Here is a 19,180-nt window from a genome sequence, read left to right as displayed (position 1 = left end):
GAGCTAGGCTCAATATTCAATATGGCGACGATAAGGCGGCAGAGATTCCATTAAAGAGCTGCCATAACGTTTACTTACTAAACGTCGGTCGAGGATGGTGATCCTGCCATAATCCTGTTCGTTGCGCAGTAAGCGCCCGCACGCTTGCACCAGTTTTTTTGCCGCATCGGGTACCGTTAGCTGTAAAAATGGGTTACCGCCGCGTACTTTAATGTATTCAGCGTGGGCTTGGTCTACCGGTGATGTCGGTACTGCAAACGGTAAACGGGTAATAATTAGGTTGGTTAGGTAATCTCCAGGTAAATCCATCCCTTCGGAAAAACTGCCTGTACCAAATAAGATTGATGGCTTACCGGCATCGATCCGCGCTTTGTGTTCGCGAATAAGATCTTGCCGTGGTGACTCGCCTTGCACTAATACCGGTAGGCGTTTAAATCGTCGTAATGATTCCGCCACGCCTTCCATTTGACGATAGGAGGTAAACAACACCAAGCTGGCTTGCTGTTCTTCCAGTAGCTCCGGAATCATCTTGTTGAGGGTATCACCGAAGGCATCGCTGGTCGGTTCGACTTCCATTTTAGGAATAAACAAGGTCGCATTTTGTTGGTAATCAAATGGGGATGGTAGGTCAATAAAGCGAGTGCCGTCGTCGCCACGCAGACCAACCTGATGGCGATAGTGCTCAAAGCTGCCTAGTGCCATCAGCGTGGCCGACATCAATGCAACCCCAGCGGCTTTGCTCCACAACATATCTTCCAGCATAAAGCCGATCTCGATAGGAGAGGCACAAAAGAGGAAGTCGTCGCGCTTGCCTTCTAATTTCTCGATCCAGCGAGCTTGCGGTGCACCGCGTTCTGGTACTGGCTTGGCAAGCATCATCCAGGTGCAATTTTGTCCCTCTAACCGCTGCATCGAAAAGCCAGCTTCAGTGACCAATGGCTCAGCCTTGTGGCTTTTAAGATCGCCGTCCTTAATGGCTTCCATTAGCATCTGTTGCAGTTTACCCAGTTTCTTCATCGACTCATTGGAGGACTTCATCAAGTTCTCGGCTAACGTGACAATAGCGTCGGGCAGTTCGCCCCCGATAAAGCGATGGCGTCGGTCTTCGTTGTTAAACAGTTGCAGGTTATTATCGCAAAAGGATTGCAGATGGTTGATGCCTTCGCTTTGATTGCTGATCTCTTCGCTCAGATCGCCGGCGAGGATGGCTGCTTTATCAGATGCCAGCTCTTTGGCCAGTTTGTGGGCTAGCTTCTCTAATTTATTCAGCGCTTCAATCGAGCCTTTTAACTGGGCATTGGCGGCGGAAAAGTCGCGTGCGACTTGGGGGAGGTGATGCGCTTCATCCAAGACGTAATACATGCTGTCGGGGTCGGGCAGAATCACCCCGCCGCCCAGTTCGAGATCCGCCATGAGCAAGCTATGGTTGATGATCAATACATCCCAGCTATCCATATCTTCGCGGCTTTTATGGAATGGACACTGACGGTGGGCAGGCAGTTGGCGATTGCAGCTGTGTTTGTCTGAACCGATTTGGCTCCAAAGATAATCTGGCACCGGCTCTGGCACCGAGTCGACTTCGCCATCCCATTTGCCTTCGTGATAGGCAGTGTGCAAACGCTGCAATAGCTTTACATCACCATCAGCAGGTTTGGTGTCGAACAGTGCTTGTTGATCCGTAGGAACCTCACCGGCCAGCAGTTCCAGTTTGGATAAACAGACATAACGATTACGACCTTTAGCCAAGCCGTACTTGAACTCTAAGCCGCTGTGTCGTTGCAGTAGCGGCAGATCTTTGTTTACCAACTGTTCCTGCAGTGCGACGGTTGCGGTTGAGATGCAGATCTTTTTACCGGTGGCAACGGCCAGTGGTAATGCTCCTAAGGCATAGGCCAGCGATTTGCCAGTACCGGTGCCGGCTTGGCACACCACAATCCGGCGATTCTTATCGTAACTGCCGGCAAAGGTCTTGGCTATTTCAGCAATTAGGTAATTTTGCTCTTTGCGGCGGACAAAGTTTGGGATCGCCTCGGCGATGTTGTTGTAAGCAGCGCGGGTAGCGGCTTTGACTTTGTCACTGAGCATTGGCGATCCGATATTCCGAGAGAGACAGATAATTGCTGTACATATTACCAGTGGTTGCTGACAATAGGCAGATGAAAAACGAAGTTATTGTCGATGGCTGGTTGCTCGGTCGCGAACAGCGCGCGACAGCCACCGGGCTGGAGTTGATTTATTGGTTGAGCGGTGCCAACAAACCGCGGTGCCTGATTGTGCCAGAGCAACCGTGGCAAGGGTTTATTAATAAGGCTGATGAGCCCCGTTGGCGCACATTGCTTGCCGGACAAAGCGGGTGGGAACTCAAACCGATAACCGCTCGTGACTTTGAGCTGCGCCCCCAAGTTGCACTCTACGTATATAAGCAGAGCCTATGGCAACAAGTGCGGCAGTTTGCTGAACAACAGCAGTTGCCGTTGTTGGAAGCGGATATTCGTAGCTGCGATCGCTATTTGATGGAACGCTATATTCGTGGCGGTATGGCAGCAAGGGCTAACGATAATTGCATTGTTGCTGCCAAACCGGCTAATCCAACCCATAGACCGAAACTGGTTTCCCTTGATATAGAATGCAGCCGCGACGGCATTTTATATAGCATTGCTTTCTATAGTAATGCAGATAAGCGGGTGCTGATGATTGGCGAACCGCCGTTGCAACCTAGTGCAGACTACCTCCATTTTGTTGCCGATGAAGTGGCGTTATTACGGGCAACATTAGACTGGTTTGAACGCTTTGATCCCGATGGCATCATCGGCTGGGCGGTTGCTAGTTTCGACATCGCCTTGTTGGAGCGGCGAGCCAAAGCCCACGGCCTGCGCTTGAGCCTTGGCCGCGACGGTAGCGAACCCCGCTGGCAAGGCAAAGCGGGACCGGGACGCGAGTGCAATATATGCGGCCGTTTGGTGCTGGATGGGATCGAATGGTTACGAGCGGCGTTTTATCATTTTGATAGCTTCGCTTTAGATAATGTTGCCTTCGAGTTGCTCGGTGAAGGCAAAGCCTGCAATGACAGCGCTAATCGCATGGGGGAGATTGAGCATAATTTTCACCACGACAAACCTGCGCTGGCCCACTACAACCTCAAAGACTGCGAGTTAGTGTGGCGTATTTTTGAGAAAACGAAGCTGCTTGAATTCATCCTCGCACGTGGTCAAATCACCGGTATCGAATTGGATCGTCTCGGTGGATCAGTTGCAGCCTTTACCTTTCGTTATCTACCGCAATTACACCGTGCCGGTTTTATTGCCCCAACCTTAACTGATACCGACATTGCTCCGAGCCCAGGAGGCTATGTGATGGATTCGGTACCGGGCCGGTTCCAGCATGTATTGGTGTTGGACTTTAAAAGTTTGTACCCATCGATTATCCGCTCCTTCCTAATCGACCCAATGGGAATGGTGACCGGAGCAGTTGCTCCGCCAGAGTTACAAGTTGAAGGATTTCGTGGTGCTAAGTTTCATCGTCACTACCACTGTTTGCCAGCGATCGTTACCGAATTAGCACAGCAACGGGAGCAAGCCAAACTCGCAAACGATAAACCGCTGTCCCAAGCAATTAAGATCCTTATGAACTCTTTCTACGGCGTCCTTGGTGCGGCAGGCTGTCGCTTCCATCACCCTCATTTAGCCAGTTCAATCACCTTACGAGGACATCAGATCATGAAGCAGACGCGGCAGTGGATTGAAGCTGAGGGCTATCGAGTGATCTACGGTGATACCGACTCGACCTTTGTTCACGTAGGTGACCACTTATCTAGCGAGCAAGCGGCTGTCATTGGCCCTAGCCTAGTCGAACTTGTGAATCGCAACTGGAACATTGAGTTACAACAGCTTGGATTAACCAGTGCGTTAGAGCTGGAGTATGAATCTCACTTTAGCCACTTTTTTATGCCAACCATTCGCGGTTCAGAGAAAGGCTCGAAAAAGCGCTATGTTGGAGCCGTTGCTGATGGCGAGCAGCTGCAACTGACCTTTAAAGGGATGGAAACCGTTCGCAGTGATTGGACTCCTTTGGCACGGGAGTTTCAGCAGCAGCTTTATCAAGCTTGGTTTACTCATCAGCCGATAAAGCCATTGATCAAAGCGTTGGTTGCTCAGGTACAGGCTGGAGAGTTAGATCAGCAATTGGTATATAAGAAGCGCTTACGACGCCATCTAGAGGAGTATCAAGCTAATGCACCTCATGTATATGCGGCAAATCAAGCCAACAGTAAACTGGGTCGCAACCGCTATCGCAAGGGCAGTACCATTCGTTACCTCATAACCAGCAGCGGCGCGGTTGCGATTGATGATGAAACCGCAACACCAGATTACTTCCACTACATCGACAAACAGATACGACCCATTGTTGAGCCGATTCTGGCATTAAGTGGTGATGATTTTGATCAACTTTTGAGTAATCAACTTGGGCTTGGTTTCTGATCGGTTTGGCAGAACCCCCTTCAATAAGACAGTTGTCGCATTTTTGTAGCCCCAGTTTCGTAGTCGCAACAATCGAATTGGTAATTAAGTTACATGAATGCCATTTGCAAGGCTTCAGTTGTGAGTTTTTATTGGAGTTTATCGTTGTTGGCTAAAATCGCATCAAGCTTGCTAATTGCCGCAACAACTGTGGTTGCTCGATGTTTTAAAACACGATCGATTGTAAATGCAATGTTAAGTTGTGCGATCTTTAATGTTGTACTTTGTCGTTTATTTTCGAAAATGACATTCAATTGTCATAAAGTGTGACTCTGCTCGCTTTTGCCTAACGGGTGCCTTTGCTACTGTCCATCTCGTTCAAAGGATGACGACAAAAGTTCCATGGAATCGATAGGAACACAAAAGAATTTTAAGCTCGATTTGGTTAGGCAAATTCCCGATGAAAAAGACTCTGCTTGCAGTAGCTATCCCTGCTTTGATGATGGCAACCAGCGCTTCAGCTGTTGAAATGTACAACGATGGCGCTACCTCCGTATCTATGGGTGGCCACTTCACCGTTTTGGTTAAAGACGTAAAAGACGGCGACACCAAAGTTGATGACAACTCTGGCCGTGTAAACTTTGCTGTTAACCGTGAAATGGCTAACGGCTTTGCACTGGAAGCGAAAGCTGAGTGGGGCGTAGACTTCGTTGAGCAAGAAGGCGATCTGTTTTACAACCGTCTAGGTTACATCGGTGTAAGCCACGACACTTACGGCACCATGCGTGTTGGTCAACAGTGGGGCGTATTTGGTGACGTTGCTTTAGTAGCTGACCAATCTATCCAGTACGGTAACGATTACTTGTACACCGATCACGCTGCTCTGGGTATTGCTCGTGCAGAACGTGCATTGACTTACCGTAAAGGTCACGACTTTGGTGACATGGGTAAATTCAACATCGGTCTGCAATGGCAGGGTGACAACGAAGAAGACACCTTGACTCTGAAAGATGGTGAGCTGCCTGCAGCACATTCTACTGACTACGATGACCGTATCGCGTTTGCACTGTCTTACGAAATCATGGGTGTTACCGTTGGTTACGCACAGTCTACCGGTGAAAAATCTGTAGATGGCGCTAAAAAAGTTGACGCTGACATCGATGCAATGTCCATCAAGTACGGTGATTTCAACAAAGGTTTCTTCGCAGCGGGTTCTTACTCTACTGCTGATAACATCTTAGGTGGCTTTGAAGAAGCAGTTGCTTACAACGTTGCTGTTGCTTACACCATGCAGTCTGGTCTGCGCGTAGGTACTACTTACGAGCACGTTGAAGACGACAACAACTCTGACAACGTAAGCGTTGATACTGTAGCTGCTTTCGTTGAGTACCCAATTGCTAAGCAAGTTGTTGCTTACACTGGTTACGAATTCGACCTGGAAGACGAGTACGACGACAACGACTCTTCTAACTTCACTATCGGTGCTCGCGTATACTTCTAATCGAAGTTTAAGCTAGACATCTAAACCACTGCCTTAGGGCAGTGGTTTTTTTTTGGCTGTGTCATAGTTAAGTGTTGAGGTTTATATCAAGCCTTTGGCTCTACCGATTACGGTGCTGTTGGCAGAGGATGTCGCGGTGGCGACGGCACATTCTTGTATGCATTTTGGGGGAGCTTCGCCCCCTTTGGAATCTCCCTTGCCTTAGGTCGCAGCCCCGAACACTTTGCTGGACTGCTCTAATGCGGCAGAAGAGCAACGGCGGTAGTGCTTCCCTTTGTATTGGCACGTGCCTAGCCGGTGATTTAACAGCATTGGAAACAACAACACTTAATTAGTACACGCCTTTTTTTGGCCAAAACTGAGTTAATCCTTTAGGTTGTGCGTAGCCCATTCAGTAAGGAGTGCTATCGTGCGGCTTTTCATACCCATCCTACTCTGTGTTTCAGCGTCAGCTTTTTCAATGCCCATTCACCAAGGTGAGACAACTCAACTTAATGTGGGTGGCTGGGCTGGTTTAGCCTTCATCAATATCGATGGCGATCATAAACTCGTCGATAGTTCATCCCGAATCAACCTGCAGTTTAAACGTCAAATGACACCCGACTGGCAAGCGGAAGCGAAGCTTGAATGGGGGTATAACCTAGTTGATGGTGGTGATAATTTCACCCTAAATGGCGACTCGTTACAGGGACAACGGGAATCGGAATTTTTATTTAGTCGGCTTGGTTATATTGCCCTTGAACACCAGCAATATGGTCGTTTCTCGGCTGGAAAGCAGTGGTCAATTTATTACGATGTTGCCCAACATACCGATAATTTTATTCTCACAGGGGGAATGGCCCTTGGGGTTTATAATTTCAACACTGATGGTGGCGTTTCTGGTACCGGTCGAGCTGATACCGCGCTGCAATATCGCAATAACTGGGGCAACTGGTATTTAGGACTGCAATACCAAGCGCGAACTGAGGATGAAGTTGGTTTTGAAACCCCGGATGAATGTAACTTGGATAATCCACCACCGCAGTGCGATAACTTTATCGATTACGACGATATCGAGATTGAATATGATGATAGTTGGGGAGCAAAGCTTGCTTACGATGATGGACGCTGGTTTGTCGGCGCGGCAATAAATAGCGGTAATATTGATGATAGCCGCGACAACGATGTCGATAAAGACAGTGTTTATGTGGCTACGATTAAATATGGCCAACTGTATCAACCAGGGTTATTTGCGGCGGTTTCATCTGCCATCGGCGATCATCATGAATTGGATAATAATAACCGTCTGTTTGACAGTTCGGGGGCAGAGTTGATGCTGGCGTGGACGACAGATCAGAACCTTACCTATGTGGTTGGGCTTAATTCACTCCGTTCTGACGATGCCGATTATGAGCAAAATTACGGTGACTTTAAACGAGAGTTTTACGTAGCTGGTGTTCACTATCAATGGGAAGATGGCGCCTTGGTATTTATAGAAGGGCAACTGGACTCGAGTGAATTTGGTTTCTCTAAAGAGGATGATGACAATTTCATTGGTATTGGGGTTCGCTTCTTTTTCTGAATAAATATCCTGTTTTTGTGCATTTAAAGCCTAATCGTCATGGATTAGGCTTTTTTTTTGCGTAAAACAACTGCAGCCTGATTTGTTTTTTCGAATATATGGAAACACCGTTGTAATGCAAATGTGAACGAATTGTTGGTTGGGGGTTGAAGTTATGGTGTTGATCTGATTACATCTGGACGTGAAAGATTGGGATTACCCAACAAAACCTCGGTATTGAGCGGTTGCTGAGGCAAGGAAATAAACACAATAAAAGTGTCCAGGGAGATTTACATGCTTAACACAAATACAGTGTCAAAAGCGGTTCGCTTTGCATTGATTGCAGGCGCAACGTCAGCCGCAATGACAACTGCTCCAGTAGCATTTGCTGTTGATGGTGATGAAGTAGAACGTATTGAAGTAACCGGCTCACGCATTAAGCGTGTTGATATGGAAGGCTCAAGCCCAGTTGCAGTAATTACCGCAGAAGAAATTAAAGCAACAGGTATTACCCGTATTGAGGACTTTTTGAATGACATGCCGCAGATCTTTGCGGGTCAGAGTTCTGGTATTGCAAACGGCGCGACCGGTACAGCAACCGTAGATTTACGTAACTTGGGTAGCACTCGTACCTTGGTTCTGATTAACGGTCGTCGTATGCCTTCGGGTTCACCATCTGCAGGTGGTATTGGCGCCGATGTTAACCAAATTCCAGCAGCGTTCGTTGAGCGTATTGAAGTATTAACCGGTGGTGCTTCGGCAACCTATGGTTCTGACGCGGTAGCTGGTGTTGTTAACTTCGTATTGAAAGATGATTTCGAAGGTTTCCAGTTCGATTACCAGTTCAGCATGTACCAACATGACAATGACAACGGTGGCGTGCAGCGCGAGCTAGATGCAAACGGTTTTGACAATCCAGATGGCAGCGAAACTGACGGTCACACTCGTGACTTCAGCTTTATGTTGGGTGCTAACACTGCTGATGGTCGCGGTAATGTATCTATGTACGCTACCTACCGTGATATTACCGCAGTTTCACAATCTGGTCGTGATTACAGTGCTTGTGCATTGTTCCCAACTGACGACGGTGAAGTGTGTGGTGGTTCATCTACCATTCCACAAGGTCGATTCACTGACTTTGGTACCGCGATTGGCGGTAACAGTTTCGACTTGATGGTGCAAGGCGATGAATTTGTTGACCGTGATGGCACCGTGTACAACTACGGTCCATTGAACTACTTCCAACGTCCAGATGAGCGAACTACTCTTGGTGCAATTGGTAAGTACGAAATCAACGAGAACCTAGAGCTTTACTCTGAAGTAATGTTTATGGATGACCGTTCAGTTGCACAGATTGCGCCTTCTGGTGCGTTCTTTGTAACCGAAACCTTGAATTGTGATAACCCGTTGATGTCAGATCAACAGCGTGAAGCGATTTGTGGTGCGAACGGTTTGACTGGCGATGATACTCAGAACGTATACATCGGCCGTCGTAACGTTGAAGGCGGTCCGCGTCAAGATGATTTGCGTCATACCTCTTGGCGTGGTGTGTTTGGTGCTCGCGGTATGATCAATGACGATTGGTCTTACGACACCTTCTTCAACTACGGTACTGTTTCTTATGTTGAGACTTACCGTAACGAACTGTCTATTACCAACATCGGTCGTGCGTTGAACGTTGTTGCTGACGAAGAGGGGAACGCGGTTTGTCAATCTGTTGTAGATGGCAGCGATCCTAACTGTGTACCTTGGAATATCTTCACTGAAGGTGGAGTAACTGACGAAGCTATCGATTACTTGGTTAAGCCGCTGTACTCACGTGGTGAAACTGAGTCTATTCAGGTTTCTGGTATCATCACTGGTGATTTGACTAACGCTGGTGTTGTACTTCCAACTGCGTCTGACGGTGTTGCCGTTGCATTTGGTTTAGAGTACCGCAACGAAGATCTGTTGCTTGAACCGGATACTGGCTTCACTTCAGGTGATGGTGCTGGTCAAGGTGGCCCAACTGCTGGCGTGGAAGGTAGCTTCTACGTGAAAGAGATTTTCGGTGAGATGTCTGTACCGTTACTGCAAGATGTAACCGGCGCAGAGAGCCTGAACTTCGAAACCGCTTACCGCTACTCTGATTACTCAACTGATCAAGATACCAACACCTACAAGTTTGCTTTGGACTGGCGTCCAATTGATGACTTGTTAGTACGTGGTAGCTACCAGCGTGCAGTACGTGCCGGTAACATCCGTGATTTGTACCGTCCACAGACTCTTGGCCTGTTCAACATGGACTCAGATCCATGTTCTGGTGCAAATCCAGCTTACACCTTTGAGCAGTGTGCTCGTACCGGTGTAACTGCGGATCAATACGGTAGCATCGCCGATTCTCCAGCTGGTCAGTACAACAGCATTACTGGTGGTAACCCAGATTTAGAGCCTGAAGAGTCAGACACCTACTCATTTGGTGTGTCTTACAGCCCTGAGTTCATTGACGGTTTCTCTGTGACCTTGGATTACTTCGATATCGATGTAGACAAGGCTATCAGTTCAGTACCTGAGCGTTACATTCTAGACAAGTGTGCTCTGGATAATGATCAGCAGTTCTGTGACTTGATTAACCGTGGCACTGGCACCGGTACCCTGTGGGTAGGTGATGACAACATCATGTCCACCGATATCAACATTGGTAGCTTGGCTACTACTGGTGTCGATTTCGACGTGAACTACAACTTTGTTATCGGCGACATGGGTGACATTAAGTTGAACGTTGTTGGTACTTGGTTGGACTCTTACGAAATCCAAAGTACTCCTGATTCAGACGTTATCGAGTGTGTGGGTTACTGGGACCGCAGTATCTGTGGCGCTCCAACTCCAGAATGGCGCACCAACTTCCGTGCGGCATGGAATACCCCTTGGGACGTAAACGTTTCTGCTGCATTACGCTTCATTGGCGAAGTTGATGAGTTAGATGATGGTGATACCAGTATCGATTCACAGACTTACTTCGATCTGCAGGCATCTTGGTACGCAACTGACAACCTGAGTTTCAGTGCTGGTGTGAACAACGTACTGGATGAAGAGCCGCCAATCATTGGTAACGCTCCTTCAGGCATCGGTAACGGTAACACCTTCCCAGGCACCTATGACGCCTTAGGTCGTTACTTGTTTGCAGGTGTAAGCTTGAAGTTCTAAGCTAATATTACTAACAAGGCCAGTCACTCGACTGGCCTTTTTTAATGAGAGGGATTTTTGTGAAAAAGATTATTTTGATGGCGGCGGTATTTGCATTAACTGCTTGCAGCAGTAAGAGCCCAACCACTCAAGCGTTGGAGACCATGTCTGAACAAGAGATAGCGGAAAACTCCCTAGGATATAAGTGTGAAAGCACCAGAGTTACTGGATCGATTATGTCTAAGAAGCGCTGTACCACGCGAGCACAACGGGAAGAGGCACGTCGTAAAGCAAAGGAGATGCTGGACGCTCGTAAAAGTCAAATTGGCGCGGATTCAGGTTCTTAATTTAGCGCGACAATATTCTGTTGTAAGGCCTTTATGGTCATCGACACTGATGCTGACGTAACGGTAGTAACTCTCTGCCGTTGTGTTGCCGTTTTATTCTTCGGTAAAGCGTCTGCACTAGCGATTAACTCAAATTCCCCCTCCTTTGAGTTAATATCCTCTTTGGTTGCATAAATAACCGTCACTTGAATTAAACAAACTGCCAGTGCTGTTAGCGAGAGTTATTATTTTGGCTAGCAAAATAGCGCCATTACTTCTTTAGCTATCATATGGTTGCCTGTTTTTTGACCGTCACTATATCAATTTGTTTTGGTTCCATATCTTAGGTTTTATTTAGCTAAGGCTAAATTGTATTGGTTTAGGTAATTAATGAAGCCCAATTCAGGCAAAAATCACAAACCGAACGGATGGAATAACGAGACAAAGTGAGCGAACGCTAGCTAAAGCTGGTTATTACTTCAACTTATCCAGCTCATTTTTGCTACGGCAACTGGTTGATCATTAACACCTAAGCAGAGATCTAACCCCGCCTACAGCGATAACATTTTTGCAACTAATTGCCGTAAAAAATGATTGACTGAGCTGTAAAGCGCCCTTGAAACTCTGTTTTCCGGTTGTGGTCGTTGTATTTACTGTTACTGAGTGAATCGTTTTTTTTAACACTAATGAAGAGTCGCTACTTAATATTTACCTTTGCACAGACCATTTGAAAACATGAGTGTTTACATTTTGATTGTTTGTGTTCGAATTGAGTATTGCGATTGGGTATATTTTAAAGACAAGTGAACTCACCTGTTACTGTTGTTGCGTAGTTGACACAACTTGTTGCGCTATGGAATGATGCAGAGGCCTAAACTCTCGCAAAAGCGTGAACCGGCTAATAAAAAAGCAATAAAAAACGGCACTGGCCCCGGTGCAACGCTGGACGAACACAGTGGAATAGTGTTCGGGGCTGTGGACTCAAAACAAGACTGGTTGGGAACTATGTCCGTGATGAAAAGAACCAAACTAGCCTCTACAGTTATAGCTGCTTTAGCGCTTACTGTAAGTGGTATGTCTGTAGCAGCAGACAAGCTGACGAATATTCAAGATGCCGATAAGCAGATCCAAGTGGACGCGGCTAAATCTCAACAAAAAGTGAATAAACTGTACGACCAAGCTCAAGATATGTTGTTTGAGTACCGTTTGGTTGTTGATGAAACCGAAACGTTGAAGCATTACAACGACTACGTATCAACATTGGTTTCTGATCAACAAGATCGTATTGATTCGCTGCAATCACAGATTGATGGTATTGAACGCACCAAACAGGGTGTTGTTCCATTGATGAGCCGCATGATCGAATCTTTAGACCAATTCGTTGCTCTGGATATTCCTTTCCAAATTGAAGAACGTACTGCCCGCGTAGAACGTTTGAAAGAAGTAATGGGCGACTCCGACGTTTCTACTTCTGAGAAATATCGTTTGGTCTTGGACGCGTACCAGATCGAAAACGAGTACGGCAACAAGATGAACGCCTACGAAGGCACATTGTCTCTGGATGGCAAAGAGAAGGTTGTTGATTTCTTCCACCTCGGCCGCGTTGTTTTCATGGCTCAATCTGTTGATCAGAAGCAGGCTTGGGTATGGGATAACGAAGACCGCAGCTGGACAGCAATGCCAGAAGATTCAATGCGGAACGTAACCAGTGCAATCAAGATGGCTCGTCGTCAAGCTGCACCTGATCTGTTCCGAGTTCCAGTTAAAACCGCGGAGAGTGCAGAATAATGAAAAAGCTCATCACTACTGCCGTTGTTGCAGCCGCTATGACTTTCTCTGCGAGTACTTTAGCCGCAGAACCAGCAGCACAAAGCGCTGCGCAAACCCTAGATCAACTGCTTAGCCAAATTAAAGCCGATCGCCAATCTGACGCACGATTAAACAAGAAGCGTGAAGCTGAATTTGTTTCTGAGCGCGCAGACAAGCAAGCGCTATTAAAGAGCGCTAAGTCGGCACTGGCTGGTGAAAAGCAGCGCGGTGTGGATCTGCAGAAAAGCTTTACCGACAACGATCAGGAAATCGACCGCTTAAGCCGTGATTTGGCTACAGCTACCGGTGACTTGGGCGAAATGTTTGGTGTGGTTCGTCAGGTTTCTGGTGACATGTCTGGTCAGTTAGCAACCTCTTTGGTTAGCTCCCAGTACCCTGGTCGTGACGAAGTTATGATGAAGTTGGGTATGGCGAAAGAGCTTCCAACCATCAAGGAACTTGAAGAGCTTTGGTACTCGCTGCAAACCGAAATGACTCAGTCTGGCAAGGTAGTTAAGTTTACCGCTGACGTGACTGATTCTTCTGGTGAAGTTAAAGCGATGGAAGTGACTCGTGTTGGTAGCTTTACCCTGATGGGTAACGGCGAGTTCCTTAACTTTAACCCAAACACTGGCACCATCTTGCAATTACCTAAGCAGCCAGAAGGCTACAAGGTAGCAACTGTTGGTAAATTCCAGGGCGCTGCTCCGGGCGAAACCACACAGGTGTTTATTGATCCATCTCGCGGTGGCCTGTTACAGGTTTACACCCAGAAGGCAACTCTTGAAGAGCAATTTGAAGCCGGTGGCATCGTAGGTAAGATCATTGCTGGTCTGTTGGCATTTGGTTTGCTGATCTCAGTATGGAAACTGCTAACGCTAACCGCTGAATCTGCCAAGATCCGTGCTCAAATGAAGAAGCTGGACAACCCTGGCAACAACTCTTTGGGTCGTATTCTTAAGGTTTATAAAGAAGCTGGCGACGTTGACGTTGAGACGCTTGAGTTGAAACTGGACGAAGCGATTCTGCAAGAAACTCCGAAGATTGAGTCTGGCATCAACCTGATCAAGGTTCTGGCTGCTATCGCGCCGATGTTGGGTCTGTTGGGTACCGTAACCGGTATGATCGCGACCTTCCAAGACATCACATTGTTTGGTACCGGTGATCCGAAGATTATGGCTGGTGGTATTTCAATGGCGTTGGTAACTACCGTATTGGGTCTGGTTGCTGCATTGCCATTGATTTTGATGCATGCATTTGTTGCTGGTCGTGCCAAGTCTGTTACAGATGTGCTTGATAAACAGAGCACCGGCATCGTTGCGTCTCACGCTGAACAGCGAGGCAAGTAATTATGCTTTACCTGGTAGAACTCTGGGAGTCTGTCAGGGACTTCATGGCCACGGGAGGCGATGTACTCTGGTTGGTTGCAGGAGCGCTGTTCCTGATGTGGGTGTTGATGTTGGAACGATACTTTTTCGTTAGCTTTGTTTTTCCAAGCGTACGTAAAGAGATTATCGCCAAATGGGACGCTCGCGAGGACAGCACTTCTTGGTATGCCCATCGCATCCGTGAAGCGTGGATCTCCCAGGCACAAGAACAATTAAATGCACGTATGGGTTTAATCAATGCTCTGGTTGCTATCTGTCCAATGTTGGGTCTGCTTGGTACTGTTACCGGCATGATTGCAGTATTTGATGTAATGGCAATTCAGGGAACTGGTAACCCTCGTCTGATGGCTGGTGGTATCTCTATGGCCACAATCCCGACAATGTCGGGAATGGTAGCAGCTCTATCCGGTGTCTTCTTCAGTACACGTCTGAAAGCCCGTTTAAAGTTGTCTGCAGAGCAGCTAGTAGATAACTTGCCGCATCATTAAAGAGAGTTTTTTATGGCACGTAAGAAGCATTCCACAGGGATGGAAGAAGCCGAAGTCGACATGACTCCGATGTTGGACATCGTTTTCATCATGCTGATCTTCTTTATCGTAACTACTTCGTTCGTTAAAGAGTCTGGTATTGAAGTGAACCGTCCAAAGGCTCAGCAGGCGTCTAAGAAGCCGTCCGCTAACATCTTCATCGCGATCAATGAAAACGGCATCGTTTACATGGAGAAGCGTGAAGTTGATGTACAGCGTGTTCGTGCGAACGTTGAGCGTATGCTGGCTGAAGCGCCAGAAGCGCAAGTAATGATTCAAGCGGATAAAGAAGCTAAACACGGTGTCGTTGTGAAAGTGATGGACCAAGTTAAAGCGGCTGGCATTGACCAAATTTCGGTCTCAGCGGAGGCTAACTAATATGTTTAGATCACTGTTAGCCCTAATTGTTGGTGCTGCGGTGACCTTCGCTTTGTTCTCTTTTATGGCGTTTTTGGTTGGTGGCGGTGCGAAACGTAACGCCAACAACTTTGAGACGCCACCAATTGAGATTGTGATGGAGCGGCAAGACGCGCAAGCGCAAAATCGTGACCGTCCAAAGCCGAAGCCGCCAAAGCCGCCGCAACAGCCGCCAAAGCCTGTTGAAATGGAACCAGATACGGCCGATGTGAGTGACTCGATTTCAGTCAACATCTCTGGCCCAGATCTTGGTGGTATTGATACTGGACTTGGCGATCCAAGCAACGCAATGGCTCGTGATGGTGATGCAACGCCAATCGTACGAATCGAACCTCGTTACCCTGTGAAAGCAGCACGCGATGGTAAAGAAGGTTACGTAGTGTTGAGCTTCACGATTAATGAGTTGGGCGGTGTTGATGACGTTAAAGTTATTCAAGCTGAGCCTCGTCGTTTGTTCGACCAAGAAGCGCGTCGAGCATTACGTAAGTGGAAATACAAGCCGAAGATTGTTGACGGTAAGCCGGTAAAACAGCCAGCTCAACAAGTTCGTTTGGATTTCTCACTTGATAAAGCTAACGGTTAAGGTAGGAGGAAAATATGTTCAAGAAGACCAAATTTATTCCTGCTTTATTGCTGACCGTCGTTGCTGGCTCGATTACGTTGCCAGCACTGGCCGCCGAAAAATGTCCAATCGACCAACGTAAGAGTCGTGCGGTATCGGAGCGGGTAGGTAAGAAGGTTCAGAAAGCCTACGAGCTTTACAGCAACGAGCAAGTTGATGAAGCGCTTGGAGTCCTACTGGAGATTAAAACCAGCAGTGACTTCGATAAAGCTTACGTTTCGCGCATGATCGGTAGTTTGTACGCCGGTAAAGATGGCAAGGTAGATACCGCAATGAAACACCTTAAGGTGGCGGTAGATATTAACCAACTTGGCGGTAGCGATCACGGTAACGCGATTAAGTTGTTGGCCGATCTGAGTATCTCGGAGCGTAAGTTTGATGACGCATTGAAGTACTACCAAGATTGGATGACCTTCACCTGTAAGGAAGACGTTAACGTTTACTTGCGGATGGCGAGCGCGCATTACGAGAAGAAAGAATACAAGCCAGCTATCAGCTTTGCTGATAAGTCTATCGCCTTGCAAAAGCGTGTTAATAAAGCACCTTACAGCTTGAAGATGGGTGCCTACTACGAGACTAAGCAATACAAAAATGCAGCAAAAATTGCTGAAGAGATTGTTCGCTTATTCCCGCAAGAAGGCCGTGCTTGGGTTCAGTTAGCGCAGATGTACATGTTGGGTGAAGATTATAAAAAGTCTTTGTACACCATGGACGTTGCCTTCCGTAATGGCTTTCTGGAGAAAGCGAGCGAGTACAAAATGCTAGCTCAGCTTTACGCTCAGAATGAAGTGCCGCTTAAGTCAGCTCAGCTACAAGAACAATACTTGAAAGATGGGTTGGTGGAGCGTGACGTTGGCGCCGTTTCGATGTTGGCTAACACTTATCATCAGGCAAAACAGATTGATAAAGCAGTGAAGTTCTATGGGGAAGCTGGCGAACTGTCCGGCAACTCAAAGCACTATATGCGTCAAGCTGGTCTGTTGATGGAGCGTGAGCGTTACGGTGAAGCAAAGACTGCGGTTCGCAAAGCACTTGATGGCACTGGCCTCAAGAGCACTGGTGAAGCACAGATGATCTTAGCGCAAGCTCACTTCTATCTAGATGAGTTCAAGTCTGCTTATAAAGCATGTATGGCGGCGACCAAAGATAGTAAGACGGCTAAAAATGCCAAGAGCTGGTTGTCTTACATTGAAGACACCGCTAAGCGGAAAAAAGTATCGGTGAGATAAGTTATCTCAGTACCAAAAAGCCCCGCACTGCGGGGCTTTTTATTATGTTGTGTACCAATTAAGTGTTGTTCTTTCCAATGCTGGTAAAGTACCGGCTAGGCGAGTTTTGATACAAGGGAAAGCACTACCGCCGTTGATCTTCTGCCGCATAGGAGCAGTCCAGCGAAGCGTTTTGGACTGTGACCTAAGGCAAAGGGGGATTCCAAAGGGGGCGAAGCTCCTCTTAAGAGTACTGCAATCGGTAGACCGGAAGGCTTGATATAAACCTCAACACGTAACTGTTACACCGTCTTTTTATTATGCAAGGAGCACAACTATGGGTTTTAAACTCTCAGTCGTAGCATTGGCGACAGCGGCAATGATCAGCGGCTGCCAGCCTGCTGCAACGGATACTGTAGTTAGCAACGTTGTGGTCGAAGTGGCTGATCTTCGCTTTGATCAATTAGCGCAAAACTACTTTGATGATGGTATCGATCTTAATCCATTGATGGGAACCTACATCGGTCGAGCTGAATACAACAACCATCTCGCCAATACCAGCAGCGATGAATACCTAGCAAAAAGTAAGCAAATTAATGCTAAGTACCTTACGGCGGTGACCGAATATGACCGTTCAACGTTGACAGCGCAGCAACAACTGAGTCGCGATATTCTGCAATATGAGCTTGAGATAGCCATTGAAGGAGAACAGTTCGCCGCTGAACTGCTACCGATGAATCAGTTCTACAGCAAGGTAATCACCTTTGTGCAGCTCGGCAGTGGGCAGAGCGCGCAGCCGTTTGCCACCGTTGAGGACTTTGAAAATTTTATTAGTCGTATCGACGACTTTGTTGTGTGGCTTGATTCGGCGCAAGCGCGAATGGATCAAGGTATTGAACAGGGGGTCGTGTTGCCAACGGTATTGGTTGAAAAACTAATACCGCAACTGTCGGCACTGGTCGATGTCGATTTGCAAGATAGCCCATTCTACAGCCCGTTGGTTAACCTCAGCGACGCCATTCCGGAGTCGGCGGCGACGCCGTTACGTAATCGCTATCATGCGGCCCTAGCAAATAAGCTAATGCCGGCGATAGCGCAGTTGCGAGACTATTTCACTGAGGTCTATTTAGGGGCGAGTCGTCAATCCCATGGGTGGGGGCAGCTACCTAATGGTGCCAAGTGGTATCAGCATCTTGCTAATAAGCACACTACTACCGAGCTACCGGTCGCTGAAATCCACCAGTTGGGGCTAGAAGAGGTAGCTAGGATTCTTGCTGAAATGGATAAGGTCCGTGCTCAGGTTGGTTTTGAGGGCGACCTAGCAGCATTCTTTGAGTACCTTGGTTCCGATCCGCAATTCTTTTTTGCTAAACCAGAACAACTGGTTGAAGGTTACAGTGAGATCCGCACCAAGATTAATACGGTATTGCCGCAGTACTTTGATGTGATGCCGAAGGCCGATTACGTGGTTAAGGCGGTTGAGCCGTTTCGGGAGAAGTCGGCTGCTGGCGCCAGCTATCAAGCGCCAGCACCTGATGGCAGTCGCCCAGGGGTATTTTACGTTAATACCTACAACCTGAAGGCACAGCCAAAGTGGGGGATGACCACGCTATCGCTGCATGAAGCGTCACCAGGACACCATTTTCAGATTGCGATTAAGCAAGAACTAGAAGGTATACCGAGTTTCCAGCGTTTTGGCGGCTATACTGCCTTCGAAGAGGGCTGGGCACTGTACTCTGAATATCTTGGCATTGAGATGGGACTGTTTGACGATCCCTACCAGTATTTTGGCAAACTCTCCGATGAGATGCTGCGAGCGATGCGCTTGGTGGTCGATACCGGCTTACACGCTAAAGGTTGGAGCCGTGAGCAGGCTATCCAATACATGCTTGATAACAGTCCCTTGGCAGAAACCGATGTAATTGCTGAGGTAGAACGTTATATGGCGATCCCGGGGCAAGCACTGTCGTATAAGGTTGGTCAGCTAACGATTTTGCGCTTGCGCGCGGATGCTGAAGCTCAATTGGGTGATAAGTTTGACCTACGTGATTTTCATAATCAGGTACTTTCGTCAGGCTCGTTGCCAATGGCATTGCTGGAAAATAAAATCGATTTGTGGGTTAAGCAACAGCAAAGCGCATAGCCACAGTAAGTTACGATCTAGGCAGCCTCAATTGTATGTCGGCATCACCCTCAATCCGCACGGGCTGAGGGTGATGT

The 19,180-nt window shown here is 47.6% G+C and carries 13 protein-coding genes; 12 read left to right on the top strand and 1 reads right to left on the bottom strand.

From position 1 onward, the window contains the following. Positions 1–9: 9 nt before the first annotated feature. On the bottom strand, positions 10–2,085 hold the full coding sequence (gene dinG, locus HER31_RS10100) for an ATP-dependent DNA helicase DinG (RefSeq protein WP_168660458.1): 2,076 nt from the start codon (positions 2,083–2,085) through the stop codon (positions 10–12). 32 nt (positions 2,086–2,117) lie between these two features. Between dinG and HER31_RS10095 the strand changes: the two genes are divergently transcribed. The 12 genes from HER31_RS10095 to HER31_RS10040 all read left to right on the top strand — a co-directional run bounded on the left by HER31_RS10095 (position 2,118) and on the right by HER31_RS10040 (position 19,103). Further along, on the top strand, positions 2,118–4,478 hold the full coding sequence (locus tag HER31_RS10095) for a DNA polymerase II (protein WP_238786802.1): 2,361 nt from the start codon (positions 2,118–2,120) through the stop codon (positions 4,476–4,478). Between the two features lie 439 nt (positions 4,479–4,917). Beyond that, positions 4,918–5,958 carry a porin gene (locus tag HER31_RS10090; RefSeq protein WP_168660457.1) on the top strand — a complete coding sequence of 347 codons (1,041 nt, stop codon included), beginning with the start codon at positions 4,918–4,920 and terminating at the stop codon, positions 5,956–5,958. Positions 5,959–6,367: 409 nt separating this feature from the next. Beyond that, positions 6,368–7,519 (top strand): porin, encoded by a 1,152-nt coding sequence (locus HER31_RS10085; RefSeq protein WP_476702595.1) that lies wholly within the window; start codon positions 6,368–6,370, stop codon positions 7,517–7,519. A gap of 273 nt (positions 7,520–7,792) precedes the next feature. Then, complete coding sequence (locus tag HER31_RS10080; protein ID WP_168660455.1) at positions 7,793–10,684, top strand: TonB-dependent receptor domain-containing protein; 2,892 nt, start codon at positions 7,793–7,795, stop codon at positions 10,682–10,684. Between the two features lie 59 nt (positions 10,685–10,743). After that, positions 10,744–11,010: a hypothetical protein gene (locus tag HER31_RS10075; protein WP_168660454.1), complete on the top strand. Its 267-nt coding sequence runs from the start codon at positions 10,744–10,746 to the stop codon at positions 11,008–11,010. A gap of 993 nt (positions 11,011–12,003) precedes the next feature. After that, entirely contained in the window at positions 12,004–12,777 is a 774-nt protein-coding gene (locus HER31_RS10070) for a DUF3450 domain-containing protein (RefSeq protein ID WP_168660453.1), read from the top strand. Then, positions 12,777–14,147, top strand: a complete 1,371-nt coding sequence (locus HER31_RS10065) for a MotA/TolQ/ExbB proton channel family protein (RefSeq protein WP_168660452.1) — start codon at positions 12,777–12,779, stop codon at positions 14,145–14,147. Before HER31_RS10070 ends, HER31_RS10065 begins: the two co-directional genes overlap by 1 nt. Positions 14,148–14,149: 2 nt before the next feature. Continuing rightward, positions 14,150–14,674, top strand: a complete 525-nt coding sequence (locus HER31_RS10060; protein WP_168660451.1) for a MotA/TolQ/ExbB proton channel family protein — start codon at positions 14,150–14,152, stop codon at positions 14,672–14,674. 12 nt (positions 14,675–14,686) lie between these two features. Then, positions 14,687–15,091 (top strand): ExbD/TolR family protein, encoded by a 405-nt coding sequence (locus HER31_RS10055; RefSeq protein WP_168660450.1) that lies wholly within the window; start codon positions 14,687–14,689, stop codon positions 15,089–15,091. A gap of 1 nt (position 15,092) precedes the next feature. Next, the gene (locus HER31_RS10050; protein WP_168660449.1) at positions 15,093–15,713 is read left to right on the top strand and encodes an energy transducer TonB; all 621 of its coding nucleotides are present in this window, start codon (positions 15,093–15,095) and stop codon (positions 15,711–15,713) included. A 14-nt stretch (positions 15,714–15,727) separates the two neighbouring features. After that, entirely contained in the window at positions 15,728–16,981 is a 1,254-nt protein-coding gene (locus HER31_RS10045) for a tetratricopeptide repeat protein (protein ID WP_168660448.1), read from the top strand. A gap of 316 nt (positions 16,982–17,297) precedes the next feature. Continuing rightward, positions 17,298–19,103: a DUF885 domain-containing protein gene (locus tag HER31_RS10040; protein WP_168660447.1), complete on the top strand. Its 1,806-nt coding sequence runs from the start codon at positions 17,298–17,300 to the stop codon at positions 19,101–19,103. Positions 19,104–19,180: the final 77 nt, after the last annotated feature.

Source organism: Ferrimonas lipolytica (assembly GCF_012295575.1).
GTDB lineage: Bacteria > Pseudomonadota > Gammaproteobacteria > Enterobacterales > Shewanellaceae > Ferrimonas > Ferrimonas lipolytica.
Note: the sequence above shows the minus strand (reverse complement) of the source record. Positions and strands in the feature narration are given on the sequence as shown.